The organism is Brevibacillus sp. Leaf182 (assembly GCF_001423865.2).
GTDB classification, from domain to species: domain Bacteria; phylum Bacillota; class Bacilli; order Brevibacillales; family Brevibacillaceae; genus Brevibacillus; species Brevibacillus brevis_C.
This window is the reverse complement of record NZ_LMPN02000030.1, coordinates 97,757-110,518: the sequence shown is the minus strand read 5'-3', so window position 1 is coordinate 110,518 and position 12,762 is coordinate 97,757. Positions and strand designations below refer to the sequence as shown.

Below are 12,762 nucleotides of genomic sequence, written 5' to 3'. Positions count from 1 at the left end.
GGATTACCACAAAAGAATTCACATAAAATCGCATGAGTAAGGTGGGATGATGATGTTGCAAGAGAATGCCAATCTTTACACTCCAGACAGAAGTATTTTTCTCGTTACGGGGATTATGGCTTCTGGAAAATCAACAGTAGCCCAGTTACTTGCTGAAAAGCTGACTCGAGGCGTTCATCTGCGTGGTGATTCGTTCCGACGAATGATTGTAAATGGCAGAGAGGAATATATGCCTGAACCGTCAGAAGAAGCCATTCGTCAATTACGGTTGCGCTACAAAATAGCAGCCTCTACGGCAGACACTTTTTTTGAAGAAGGATTTAATGTCGTTGTACAAGATGTTGTGATCGGCCCCTTTTTGGGCGAATTTGTTGAAATGATTCGGAATCGTCCGCTGTATGTTGTCGTACTCACGCCAAATGAAAAAACGATTGAAGCGAGAGAAGCTTCCCGTTCCAAAACGGGGTATGGGGCTTGGACGATTCCACACCTCAATAAAATCTTGCAGACCGAAACGCCAAAACTTGGCATGTGGATCGATTCTTCCGAGCAGACGCCTCAGGAAACTGTCGAGGAAATCTTGCGGCTTGCTTATCGAAAGCCCCCTCATGTCACTCAGTTGCCTTGAAGTTGGTTGATCTTTCTCTCATCATAAAAAAACCTGAGTTCGGTGAAATCCCGAACTCAGGCAACCAGATCGTCTAACTTCTTACACTGCGTACATGGTTGGCCAGAAGTACTCTACGCCTTCCGTGTACAAGAACGCTTGGAACTTTTTCAGTTCATCAGGAGTATTTCGGACAGCGCGTGGAGTCAGGCCATGTTGCAAGCAATACGCTGTCAAATAACCAGCTACTTCACCGACGTTCCACTCTACTGGGTGGAGACGGAAGCATCCATTTGTAATATGCGTAACCCCAAGATTTTTGCCCGCTGGCAGCAGGTTATTTACACGCACAGGGATTAAGCTGCCCAACGGAATTTGGAACGGATAGGTAGACACATCGACGTAATTGCGGTTCGCTGTGCTCGGATGTAGATCGATTCGGTAGCTACCAACTCCAACAGAATCTTCGAAGGCTTCTGCTTTGCCTGTTTTGCGGACAAATGCACTCACATGCTGCTCCAATACGGTGAACTCCGCTTTGATCCGGCGGGATTCGCGAATATACGGATACATCGCCAGTCCATCCTCTGTTCCCACTACATCCTTGCGTAGGCGCAGTCCTGGATACCCTTGTCCACCATCTGGGCGAGGAGCCTCTGTTTGCATCCAATACAGAAGGGAGAGACTCAGTTGTTTACCACCGTAGAGGTGACGCTGACGCTCTTCCTCTGGCACATCAATGATCGAGCCCAGCCAGTAATCATTTTGCGGCCAGTTTACAAGCGATACGCCACTCTTGTACAAACCGGTTTGGAAGTTTTTCGGGTCAGCAACCTGACGATACGTGAAGAGCGGGAAATATTTAGTACCTGGGAATAGCTCATATCGTACTGATTCAGCAGTATTTCGCGGATTGGAGCCTGTCCAGCTGAGCAGCTTGTCCGGCCAGAAATCTGCTTTGTAGTTTCGCCAGAAGTCATACGTTTCCGGCTTGGCAATCGTATGATTTTCTCCCTCCAAATAGTCCATGGCAAAGACATACGTAAACGCCTGGATATCATTTGGCTGCGGCGGCCCGACAACAGCATTTGGCTCTCCTGTTTGATCGACTGATTCAGCGCCAAGTACGTATTCTACGCCGGCTTGCGGGAGTACATCTCCACATTCAGTCGCGTCCAAGAAATAAGGTGCTACCAGTTCATGAAAATCATGATGCTTCCGATCTTCTACTGTGATCGACAGCACGTTATCACCAGCCATGCGAACGGCATGCAGCTTGTGATTCGTCAGAATAGTAAGTCTACCGCTGTTAATGTAAGGAGCAAGCATCTGATAAAAAACAGCTAATGCAACTTTTGGTTCGTGGCATAGGCGACTTACCGAACCGTTACCAGGGTCAAGATTCGGGATGACGCGTGCCTCTGCCGTCATTGGATAATGATTACGGTAATAGTCACGAACGCTGTCACGGAATGTACGATAGCTGCGCGTGCAACCAAACTGTTCGATCCATGGATGCTCATCCGGCGGTACCGCTTGACTCGTGAATTGACCGCCAATCCAATCGGTCTCTTCCGTCATAATGACTGATTTTCCTGATTTCGCTGCTGCCAGTGCTGCTGCGCAGCCACCAGTACCTCCCCCAATGATTACCACATCAGCATGAAGTTCTCTCATTCTTCTTCCCTCCACATTTTCCGCTTTTTGTTTGTTTCTGCCAATTAATACGCAAGAAATGACAATACGTTACAATTTTCGCAAAAAAAACTAAATTTTTATCCATTAGCTTCTACTAGTGCAAACCTTGACTCTCTGCATCAGTGCCTCAAATTTGCTTAAGAGTTGCTGCCCCTTTTCATCCCCTTCCTGCTGTCTCTAGCCAAACCAGCATCCCACATCGCGCCCCTGAAATTTAAGTTTTTGGGTAAGATTATCTTTGCAAAGTTCTCCAAAAACAAGAACACATGTTCCTATTTAAATATATACGAACACAACGCGAACAGTCAAGAAATCATTTCCTTTTCTTTCTGTTATTTGTAAAATACTAAGCCGTAGAGAGCATGCAGAAGTGAATATAAACACAAAAAATCCCTCCAGCTCGACTTTCTCCAGCATGAAGGGATTTTTGAATCGTCTTTATTTAAACAAATTAATCGTGGTAATAATGATCGGCATTGCGAACACGTCAATCAGGAAGGCACCTACGATCGGAACGACCAGATATGCTTTTCTTGAAGGACCAAATCTTCCGGTTACTGCCGCCATATTCGCCATTGCGTTTGGTGTAGCGCCCAGACCATGTCCTGTAAAGCCTGCGACCATGACTGCGGCGTCGTAGTTTTTGCCAAGCAAACGGAACAGGACGAAAATCCCAAACAAAACGATGAATACTACTTGAACAAAGACAATCACGAGCATTGGAAGCGCAAGATCGGCAACTTCCCACAGCTTGATGCTCATCAGTGCCATGGACAGGAAAATTCCTAGCGTAACATCACTGATCAGGTTAATGCTCTTCATGTCGATTGCCTTTGGACTGAGCTTATCTACGATGTTACGGACAATCACCGCTACAAACATCGCTCCCACATAACCTGGCAAAACAAATCCGGTTGCAGTCGAGAACAATTCTCCCAAATACGTTCCCAATGCCATACAGAATGTAATCAGCAGGACTTGGATGAAGAAGGTATTCGAGTGAATCGGTTGTCCTTTTTCTTCTACTGTCTCTACTACTTCTTCGGTTTCCGTCGGCTTCAGATCGTATTTGGCAACTAAATATTTCACAGTCGGTCCGCCAACCAAGCCCCCTGCTACAAGGCCAAAAGTAGCTGCTGCGATCCCAATCGCCAACGCAGATTGAATGCCCATATCCTCAAGCGTTTGTCCAAAAGCGCCAGCAGCTCCATGTCCACCTTCCATGGAAACAGCCCCTGCCATCATCCCGATCAATGGATGAATGCCGAACACGGAAGCCAAAGACACACCAATTACGTTTTGTGCCAAAGCCAGAAATCCACAGGCGATCCAGTAAATAACGAGCAGCTTACCACCAAGCTTGATCAGCTTAAAGCTCGCTCCCAATCCAACGGTAGTAAAGAACGTGAGCATGAACAAGCTTTGCAAGGAAGTATCCAATGTAATTTGTAAAATTCCGGTCGCTTTCAAAGCCGTTGCAATGATAGCGAACAACAAGCCCCCAACTACTGGTGCCGGGATACAAAACTTTTGCAAGAAACTAGCCTTTTTTACGAGGAATGTACCTAATACGAGAAGTGCTACTGCGAGAAAAATCGTCGTTACTTGATTAAGCGCTAACGTCATAGTTGTCTCCCCTTAGTTGTTCTCTAGTAATCCCATGATGGCTTCATTCGTCAAGTAAGCACCTAACTTTACTGTTCTGCCGTTTTCATCTAAGATCGGGTTCACTTCACAAATATCAAAAGAAAGCGTTTTCTTATGAGCGGCAACGGTACGGATCAAAGTGCGGACAACCATTGGTGTTAAGCCAAAAGGAGATGGAGCACTTACTCCCGGTGCAAAAGCTGCGTTTAAAACGTCCGTACATAGCGTCAGCATGACATGATCGTGTTTTTCGATGAATTCGCTTACAGATAAAGTAATTTCATCCATTCGTGCGTCTGTCATCTCTTCTTCATACACATAACGGACACCGAGCTCATCTGCTTTATCAAATAGCTCCTGCGTATTTCCGAAACGCTGAATCCCTAACACAAAATAGCTACTATTTTTGTCATGTTCTAGTATTTGCCGAAACATCGTCCCCGATGAAGGCTGAACTTCATAGGAACGCAAATCGAAATGAGCGTCAATATTGATAATGCCCAGAGAAGCTTCTTTTCCAATATGCTTTCGGACACCTACGTAATGTCCATACAATGTCTCATGGCCTCCACCTAAAATAATGGGCGTCATGGCTTTGGAAAAGATGGCAGAGACGGCGTTCCCCAACTCTTCCTGGGCAGCTTCTAGCTCTTCGTTTGGACAAGAAACATTCCCCACATCAACAATCCGTTTTCCTTCCTTCACCTTCCAAGGAAGGCTTGCAAGCGCTTGCCGAATTGTGTTTGGAGCTTTGGCTGCACCTAATCGTCCTTGATTACGTCTCACTCCCTCTTCACATTCAAACCCAATGATAGCGACTGTGCGATCCTTGGCAGCTTGCAATGTATCCAAGTCCTTTATTTCTACAATCTGATGATAGCGAAAACTGCTTCGTCTCTCCGTATGGTCAGTCCGGCCGGTCCACAAATCTGCTGATACACTCTTTGGCAAGCTATTCATCCTTTCTGAACCTTTTGTTTATTGATTATATAATGACAAACTTATTATTTCTAATATATAATTTAAATAAATTGATAGCTTCAAGCTATAAATAGAGGCAGGCGATCCAGTTGGACATCAAACATTTGCACTATTTTGTGACAGTTTGCGATCAGTTGAGCTACTCCAAAGCCGCACAAAAACTGCATATTTCACAGCCTTCCTTAAGTAACGCGATCAAAAATCTGGAGCAAGAAGTCGGCTCTCCACTGCTCGAGAGAAACACAAGAAAAATGGAATTAACGGATGCTGGTAAAATTTTGTATCAGAAATCGCTGCTGCTTCTTTCCCAAATGAACATGTTGAAAAAAGAGATGGAAGAAGTAAAGCTGACTGGCAGCGGAGATCTCATCATCGGCATCATTGAGTCCGTGAAGCATTGGATTCCAAAAGTCATTCGCGGATATCAGGGGCGTTTTCCCTCTATTAACATCAAGCTAATCGAGGTGCTGAGCGGGAAAGCTGTCAAAGAATCACTGCGGAAGTATCATACGCATTTACTCATAACCAACCAATTTATCGATGAAGAAGATATCGAAACATTTCCCCTGTATGATGAGCGGTTAATGCTGGTGCTACACAAAGATCATCCATTGGCGGAAAAGGAATCGGTTCGGTTGAAAGATTTGACTAAGGAGCCATTCATCATTAGTACAGAGGGATTTCAGACGAGGGAGGATATTTTAACCGCCTTTTCGTTTGAACAAGTCCACCCACAAATCAAATTTGAGATTGAGCGATTTGAAACCGCGTTAACGCTAGTGAGGGAGAATCTGGGGGTAACGATTATTCCGGAGAACTATTTGTCTGGATCAACAGATGCTTCGCTTGTTCGGAAAACGATTGATTCGCCTGCGTTGGAGCGGACGGTTTATTTGGCGTATATGAAAAGTCGTTATTTGACCCCGGCAGTGCAGGCTTTTTTAGAGGAGGTTCGGGGGAAGTTTCCTTCCAAAACATAGCCAAAACCCTCTACATCACATAGAGGGTTTTGGGTTCCTACTTCTGAGGAATCGTCACCGCTAACTCTTCTTCCGTATTCTTCTGATAATCTTTCTTCTGGTATAGGAGTTCGGTTTCACTCTTCCATTCGAGTGGGAAGTGCCTCCAAGGATGGTAAGAAGTTGTTGAAACAATACATTCCAATTATACCAATTTTTACTGGCACAGAATAAATCCATTACACAATTCTCTCATCTTTATATATAATTGGGAAAGTCTTGAAAACATTCAAAAGCAGGTGATCCTTTGGTTCAAGTAGGCGATGCTCCCTCTACCTTTTTTGTGTTCCTCCCGCTCTTTCTCATCTTATTTTTAAACGTGATTAATATTGTCATCAGTATTTGGGCATACCGTGATGCGAGAAGACGTGGGAATAGCAAGGAGTTCTCCATCATTGTGCTTATTGCGTTATTGTTTTTTCCGATTATTGGGTTGATTGTTTATTTGGTGATTCGGAAAGATAAGTATTGAAAAGTAAGGAATTCTATTTTCCTTACTTCTTTATTTTCTAGGAAAACCAAACCTGTCGCAACAATAAGCCGCGCCTTTTTTCATCAGACTTCCGAACATATCCGTATCTTCTTGAACCTTGAGCATCAAAACCTGTGCTGGCGGACGAAAGCGCAATACATCCTCGATCGCTTGATCTACCAGTTCCGGCTTCTCTCTTCATTCACGATATACGCCTGGTCGATCCAGTAAAAAGCAGTAAAAAACCCTGAACAAGAGCGTACTTGTCGTTACATTTCCAGCGAGCAGCAAGCTAATGGCAAATAATCCGCCCCAAGCATGAAAGCAACTGTTCTTGCACCATTTTTTCTATCAGGTACTCAGGTGCGGGACTGAAAAAGACTTCCGCTTTCGCAGCCGCAAATTCCCCCAAACTGCTCCCCAGACAATCGTCGGGCTTATTCGCTTTCCATGAGAAAGGGAATGTACCTTTTCATCTAACCTAAGCGAAATAGCGGATTCTAATCAAAAAGGTCTTTCCCCATCTGATCGTACTGAGAACCCTGTCCAGAAAACAGAAACACAACAGGCTTTTCCACGTATGATGCACCCTTTGTATATATGAAAGGTTTATATAAAGAAAACTCCCCACAGCCTGGTCATTTGACCGCTTGTGGGGAATTCATAAGCGATTTGTCATGGATGGTTCTATCTCCTGAAGTTCATCCTTTACTACAGCAACATTCCACTCGGTCTTTTTCGGGTAGGTGATCGAACACACATAGTCGCCAAGGATAAAAGATGCAGTACGATATTGGGGAAAGTTTTCAAAAAGACTATAAACAACCCCATCCTTTTCCTCCACTTGGCTTATTTCAAAGATATGAAAAGAAGTTGTTAGGCCTGTCTTCAAAATTTTGGACAACGCTTCCTTGACTGTCCAGAAAAGAGTGAGAGTCGTTTCATAGGAATAAGGCAAGCATAAAAATAAATTGCCCTCTTTCACAGTCATTTGCGTCTCTAGAACTTTATTTCTATCAACGCTAATTCTCTCAACATCAATTCCCATCGGTAGCTCTTCCGAAAAAGCAATGGCTGCCGCAAGATCGTCACAGTGGGTGATACTCACTTGGACATTGGTTGTATTCGGTAGGTTCACGACAGGGTGATGAAAAATGCCCTGTTCAATACATATTCGCTCTAAGCTGTCTTCTCCGGTCAAAACCGAAACGGCTCTTTTGGCGACATATCTCCCTGTCAGGTAGCTTTTTACTCTCCGCTCAAACTCCAGATGAAAATAGTACTCGAATTCTTTTCGATGCAGGAATTTTACCATTTTAAAAAAATCAGCGGGAGCACAAAAGCAGCCCATACACAAACTTGCACGAAACTCTCTATCCGTGCCTTTTACAACGAATTCTTTCGTAGAGATCTGTGGAAATACATGCAATCCAATCTCCGCCTTCCGTCCTCCTACTATGCCAATGGGCAGAGCTTCCCCAGTTCGTGGGTAAATAACGTGCCGAAACATCGATTAAAATTCCCTAAGGGATTTTCCTTTCGATAAAAAGCTTATATAGCTAGCTCTTTAAATTTATGCCGAATGTTACGACTACTGCATTTATTGCATAACACAAAGAAATTGGATATATTTAGTATAATACCACATTTTTTGGAAATCATAAAGAACTCCAGATTTTCGAATCCACTTCATAATGAAAGGATTACTCACCTTGAAATGGTATGCCATCTTTGTAGATTCTGGTAAAGAAGAAGTCGTTCAGAAGTACCTCAAACTCCATTTTAATGAGCAGTCTTTAAAGTCTCTTGTGCCGAAGAGATTGGTTCCTGAGAAAAAATCAGGCATTGTGTATAATGTCCTGAAGAATATTTTTCCTGGATATGTACTTATTCAGACTGAAATGACTAACGATATGTTCCATAGAATCAAAAAAGCACTTAGAAGCTTTCGTTTGGTCAATAACCGTAGTTACTATTTGCAAGATGAGGGCGTTTATTATTCGAGCATTGACGAAAAAGAAATCATCCCGATACTCCAACTCATTGGAAACGGTGAGGTTGTCGATTATTCAAAAGTTTATCTGGAAAATTCAAAGGTGATCGTAGAATCTGGTCCCCTAAAAGGACTGGAAGGTATTATCAAAAAAGTGGACAAGCACAAAAAGAGGGCTAAAATATCTCTAACCTTCATGGGAGTAGAGAAAACAATTGATGTGGGAATTGAAATCCTCTCAAAACCTTTGTAAATGGGGAGCGTCGTGTACGCGCCCCCTTTTTATTTTCTTCATACAAGCACGCATTTCATCGTAAAAACATAGGCTCATGGTAAGTAACATTCGAATAGGAAAGGAATTTGTCTACATGGTTTTCTCGGACGAAGACAACATGTTTACTAGTCAGGCTGCCATTTTCCTTGCGGCCATGAGCTATCAGACTTATCTATTATTTTTTAATGGGGAGCTTATCTTACCCAAAGGCTTTCAACTCCGATACACGATTCGAGCTTCAGCTAACGTAGAGAATCCAACTGAACATATGTATGGTTTTGTGGCAGAATCAAAAGATGAAATCATCATTGCCTTCAGAGGGTACGCAGCCTATCCGGCAGACCTTTTGGCAGCCTATGACATCCTACAAATTCCCTATCCTTTTGTTACAGATGCAGGGAAAACCTCACGTGGATTTACATGCCTGTATCAGTCAACACGAGATCGATTACTGAGAAAAATAAATCAGTTTTCCGCATCAAAAAAGTTGATTATCACTGGACACAACTACGGTGGCGCTCTGGCTGTGCTGGCAGTTTTAGATATAGCGGTAAACACGCAATTTAGACACCCAATCGTTTATACCTATGGCAGTCCGCGTATTGGTGACCCCCACTTCGCTTCACGGTTCAATAAAGTCGTTCCAAACAGTTTGCGGATTGTCAATGTTCACGACCCTTTTCCTACCTTCCCCGACCAAAAATATCCACCTCCTTTTACCCAGGAAGGCATCTATTATCAACATGTAAAAAACAAGTTTCCGATCTCGTTTCAACTGAATAATACGCCTCGCAACGATAGTATCGCCTGCTATTTTCATAACCTCACTCAGCTTGACCCTGATTATGCCCAAACGCTCTGTGTGGAAAATCCGGGGTTTTGTCCCGATACCGATACGTGTATTCCGTTTCAAGGCAAATGCTAGCTTTTACAGCCTTGAAACCGAGAAAGGGAGACACATGAATGATCGATCGTATTTATAACAGTGAAGATGCGATTTTACTTGCGGCCATGGTCCATCAGGCCTATCAGCTTTTTGAAACAGATTCACTTGTCTTGCCACAAGGGTATCGTCAGCGCTCGACGATTCGAGCATTAGCTGGTGTTGAGACGCCGGAGCCCGAGGTATTTGGTTTTGTAGCCGAGTCACCCGACAGTATCGTTGTTGCTTTTCGGGGAACACGCACGTTTAACGACAATGAGTCTGATCAAGATTTGTATCAAGTCCCTTATCGATTTGTCAGAAAGGCAGGAAAAACCCACCGTGGGTTTACTTGCATTTACCAATCCGCGCGAGATGAATTGATTCGGGAGTTGAGCAACCTCCCTAGATCGAAAAGACTATTTGTTGCGGGGCACAGTTTAGGGGGAGGCTTGGCCGCACTTGCCGGCTTGGATATTGCCGTGAATACGAAGTTTACGCTACCTTTTGTGTATACGTATGGGAGCCCTCGTGTCGGAGATCCTGTCTTTGCTTCGCGGTTTAATGAGACTGTTAAGAACAGTGTTCGGATCGTGAATGTTCATGATATTATTCCGACTTTGCCTTCCAAGGTGTACCCTCCTCCGTTTACGAAAAAAGGGTTGTACTACCAGCATGTCGATCGGAAGCATTTGTTGGATTTTCAGTTGAATAGTTTAGCCGTAAGGAATCACGAAATTGTTTGTTATTTTAAGTTTCTTGCGCAGGAGGAGCCTGGGTTTACGAAGAGGTTGTGCGTGGAGAATGAGGGGTTTTGTCCGGATACAGGGATGTGTGTGCCGTTTTTAGGGGGATGTTGATTCCATTGAATCACTCTCTTTTTTTATGCCCTCTTTATCACGGCGTGAGAGGTAATCTACAAAAAAACTTATTGATAACAGTTATCAACAGGATTATAATGGTTGTAATTTCCAAATATTTACTTTTGATCAAGAATGACTAAAAAAGAAGGCATTACGATAATGAAAAAAGCCATTTTAGCAGCGACGTTAGGAATTGCACTACTTTCGGGTGCAAATGTTCCAGGATTGGAAGTCTCAAAAGCTAGCGCAGCAACTACAGCTTTAGACATGCAAGAGGTCACGAAATACTATTCTTTGAGTTCATACGAAGTGACGCAAAAAGAATCTTTTTCGCTTAAAAAGGGAGAAGAGCTTACGATATTTGTAAACAATTCAGGATTCCCGATTTCTTATACAGTCTTTGATGCAGATAATCAAGTGATTAGTACATACCAAGCTAATTCACCTTACGGACGCGTCTTTAAAGCAGATAAAGATGGCAATATTTCTGTACAATTTCAAGCTGGAGCGAATTCTTCCTATATGAAAAAAATGAATTTTACAGCTAAATTCGCTATTTCCAAGTTTTAATAAGCGTTAAGAGAAAGGGGCTGTTTCAAAAGTCGATTTTCCGACTAAACGACAGTCCCCTTTGATTCGTTAACGATTCAATAAACAGTGTTGTGGACGCCAATGAACCAGGCGCAATAAAAAAAGAAAGCCCCTTGTCTACCAAGGGGAATGAGGTTATTGGTAACGATCTGAAAGAAGCAGTCTATAAGTACAATACAATCATACGTGGATGTTCATAAAATTAAAATTTACAGAATCGCAATGGGGCAACCAGTTTTCCCCGTTCCTTACTCCTTATTTCTTTAATTCTTCTGGAATTTCAGGTTTCCCCACGAAACCAAAGGATGCGGTAGATACCGCCAGTACCGCAACAAATGAAGCAATTGCTGAAACATGCTTCGCTACGAACATCATCGCTTTATTTTTCATCTTTTCCACCTCCTTTCAGTGGAATGAGCGTCAGTGCTTGCACAAAAAAGGTCTTAACCAGTGTCTCGCTTTCTATGAAAAATAATAAACTGACGATGATAATGGAGATGATCTTGAGGAGCAAAGTCTGATTCTGTTTGAATAGTCGTGATTGCATTTCCATTTCTTGCGGTGCAAAAAGTGCTACTAGGACTAATGTGATGATAATAATCGGGGTGACAAAATCAGTAGGAAGGGGAATGAGAGGGATGAATACAGCTCCCGCTATACTTGTCATGGTGCAGTAGACAGACGATGAGTAGTGAAATCCTCCTGAAAATTGGCGTAGTACTAAAAATCCGGCCAATGTGAGTAATGTTCCTTGAAACGTCCCTATCATAAGTGAAATGGTAAGGCTAATTGTAATGATGAGCAGCATGTTGATGATAAGGATCAACCCAAACTTCATGGTAGGGACTGACTTGGTTTCATGTGGATTGATCGACTTTAGTTGTATGGCTATTCTTTCAGCAAGAGTTTCAATCATATTCCCCATCCCTTTTTATAGCCAGCCATGCTAGTATCGTGATTCCGATTGCCATCCCAAAGAAGATCCAGACTAAAGAAGCAATTCCATATGTGCTTGCTAATTTAAATAAGACCGTTATCAATACACCTGTTACGATGATCAGTGACAAAATCACCATGTTGATTCTATGATAAATAAAGAAAGGCGCTCCATCTCTGACAAACGTAAATTGCAGTCTACATTTCCGAAGTCCATAGCATAATGCAAAGGTGAGTACTGCGGAGATTGTCTGGAATATGAACCCTGTGTTGATGGTTCGATCCTCTAGCGATTCAATTGTCTCTAAGGTTCCTATGACGGTCAGAAAGAACACTTCCACCATTTGAATCCCCAAGTATATTCCTGATGTTATAATAGTCATTAAGGCAGCATGTCCCCAATTGACGTTCCATACCAGGACTAATGACCCAAAGATGATGACGACTTGAGCTATGGTTGCATAGTCTCCATATGGCGTAAATTGTCGCAGCCCAAACGAGAAAAGCATTAATACCAGACTCACAAAGAGAATCCGGTTGATATGCACTAAAAAACCAAACCTAAATAGCGTAGTCATAAGAGCAAATATTGCGAGGTATTCCAATGTTGAAAACAGGACGAACAGCATGTAACTTTTTCACCTCAATTACTTATTGAGGGTTATATTCTACTAGAAACGACAGATTCCTGCTTGAATTTACCAGATTTGACATTTTAGAGACCATAGCCGTTCCGAAGATATGTTTCCAAGAACTAAG

General features: G+C 43.0%; 14 protein-coding genes. 7 read left to right on the top strand and 7 right to left on the bottom strand.

What is annotated here, in order from left to right:
- Positions 1-46 precede the first annotated feature (46 nt).
- Positions 47-628 carry an AAA family ATPase gene (locus tag ASG16_RS21195; RefSeq protein ID WP_370444411.1) on the top strand — a complete coding sequence of 194 codons (582 nt, stop codon included), beginning with the start codon at positions 47-49 and terminating at the stop codon, positions 626-628.
- Between the two features lie 81 nt (positions 629-709).
- Here the strand turns inward: ASG16_RS21195 and ASG16_RS21190 are convergent, their stop codons facing one another.
- From ASG16_RS21190 to hutG, 3 genes are all read right to left on the bottom strand, one after another.
- Entirely contained in the window at positions 710-2,284 is a 1,575-nt protein-coding gene (locus tag ASG16_RS21190) for an FAD-dependent oxidoreductase (RefSeq protein ID WP_056485756.1), read from the bottom strand.
- A gap of 459 nt (positions 2,285-2,743) precedes the next feature.
- The gene (gltS, locus tag ASG16_RS21185; protein WP_048033862.1) at positions 2,744-3,931 is read right to left on the bottom strand and encodes a sodium/glutamate symporter; all 1,188 of its coding nucleotides are present in this window, start codon (positions 3,929-3,931) and stop codon (positions 2,744-2,746) included.
- Positions 3,932-3,943: 12 nt separating this feature from the next.
- The gene (hutG, locus tag ASG16_RS21180; protein ID WP_056485753.1) at positions 3,944-4,912 is read right to left on the bottom strand and encodes a formimidoylglutamase; all 969 of its coding nucleotides are present in this window, start codon (positions 4,910-4,912) and stop codon (positions 3,944-3,946) included.
- Positions 4,913-5,022: 110 nt separating this feature from the next.
- Between hutG and ASG16_RS21175 the strand changes: the two genes are divergently transcribed.
- Positions 5,023-5,913, top strand: a complete 891-nt coding sequence (locus ASG16_RS21175; protein WP_056485750.1) for a LysR family transcriptional regulator — start codon at positions 5,023-5,025, stop codon at positions 5,911-5,913.
- Positions 5,914-6,199: 286 nt separating this feature from the next.
- A complete protein-coding gene (locus ASG16_RS21170) occupies positions 6,200-6,424 on the top strand; it encodes a PLDc N-terminal domain-containing protein (RefSeq protein ID WP_056485747.1) in 225 nt (74 codons plus the stop codon).
- Positions 6,425-7,085: 661 nt separating this feature from the next.
- Here ASG16_RS21170 and ASG16_RS31350 read toward each other — a convergent pair.
- Entirely contained in the window at positions 7,086-7,625 is a 540-nt protein-coding gene (locus ASG16_RS31350) for a 4'-phosphopantetheinyl transferase superfamily protein (RefSeq protein WP_241970806.1), read from the bottom strand.
- Between the two features lie 511 nt (positions 7,626-8,136).
- Between ASG16_RS31350 and loaP the strand changes: the two genes are divergently transcribed.
- The 4 genes from loaP to ASG16_RS21140 all read left to right on the top strand — a co-directional run bounded on the left by loaP (position 8,137) and on the right by ASG16_RS21140 (position 11,046).
- Entirely contained in the window at positions 8,137-8,670 is a 534-nt protein-coding gene (loaP, locus tag ASG16_RS21155) for an antiterminator LoaP (RefSeq protein WP_056485741.1), read from the top strand.
- 115 nt (positions 8,671-8,785) lie between these two features.
- A complete protein-coding gene (locus ASG16_RS21150) occupies positions 8,786-9,616 on the top strand; it encodes a lipase family protein (RefSeq protein WP_056485738.1) in 831 nt (276 codons plus the stop codon).
- Positions 9,617-9,654: 38 nt separating this feature from the next.
- Entirely contained in the window at positions 9,655-10,473 is an 819-nt protein-coding gene (locus ASG16_RS21145; RefSeq protein ID WP_056485735.1) for a lipase family protein, read from the top strand.
- A gap of 162 nt (positions 10,474-10,635) precedes the next feature.
- Entirely contained in the window at positions 10,636-11,046 is a 411-nt protein-coding gene (locus tag ASG16_RS21140) for a hypothetical protein (RefSeq protein WP_056485732.1), read from the top strand.
- 276 nt (positions 11,047-11,322) lie between these two features.
- Here the strand turns inward: ASG16_RS21140 and ASG16_RS21135 are convergent, their stop codons facing one another.
- Genes ASG16_RS21135 through ASG16_RS21125 form a run of 3 tightly spaced genes read right to left on the bottom strand, consistent with a single transcriptional unit; the run spans position 11,323 to position 12,632 of the window.
- The gene (locus ASG16_RS21135; protein WP_015892250.1) at positions 11,323-11,457 is read right to left on the bottom strand and encodes a cyclic lactone autoinducer peptide; all 135 of its coding nucleotides are present in this window, start codon (positions 11,455-11,457) and stop codon (positions 11,323-11,325) included.
- Entirely contained in the window at positions 11,447-11,983 is a 537-nt protein-coding gene (locus tag ASG16_RS21130) for an accessory gene regulator ArgB-like protein (RefSeq protein ID WP_056485729.1), read from the bottom strand. Before ASG16_RS21130 ends, ASG16_RS21135 begins: the two co-directional genes overlap by 11 nt.
- Positions 11,976-12,632 (bottom strand): hypothetical protein, encoded by a 657-nt coding sequence (locus ASG16_RS21125; protein ID WP_056485726.1) that lies wholly within the window; start codon positions 12,630-12,632, stop codon positions 11,976-11,978. The genes ASG16_RS21130 and ASG16_RS21125 overlap by 8 nt, the downstream gene beginning before the upstream one ends.
- Positions 12,633-12,762: the final 130 nt, after the last annotated feature.